Genomic DNA, 467 nt, shown 5'->3' with positions numbered 1-467 from the left:
CCACTCAAACCGGCAGGGTGCGGACCGCCAAATTCATGTGTTTCGATGTTGGCAGCGTTTTCAGACGGCACATCTGCGCCGGCTGCTTTACACACATGGATTTTGCGTTCGGTCAGGCGACTTAATACCAACAGACCGTGTTTGAAGTCTTCAGCGGCTTCTTTGATGATGACTGTAGGATCGGCAGCCAGCGGATTGGTATCCATCGCATTGACGAAGATGGCGAACGGTTCGGCATCGACGGTAGGGATTTTGCTGAACGGACGGGTGCGCAGCGCAGTCCACAAACCGGATTGAATCAGGTTGCGGCGCACTTCTTCGCTGCTCAATTTTGCCAGCGCTTCAGGTGCGTAGCGTTCGAACTCGATTTCGTCGTTGCCTTCAACGGCAATTACGACTGACTGAAGTACGCGCTTTTCGCCACGGTGAATAGCGGCGATTTTGCCTGAAGCCGGAGCAGTAAATAC

1 pseudogene is annotated in these 467 nt (G+C 53.7%); it reads right to left on the bottom strand.

Annotation, left to right across the window (positions count from 1 at the left end):
* Nucleotides 1–467, bottom strand: a pseudogene (locus ACTHUR_RS20075) (NADH:ubiquinone reductase (Na(+)-transporting) subunit A); the annotation flags it as partial.

It is taken from the genome of Neisseria sp. P0021.S007 (assembly GCF_051956855.1).
This window is presented reverse-complemented; position numbering and strand designations above follow the sequence as displayed.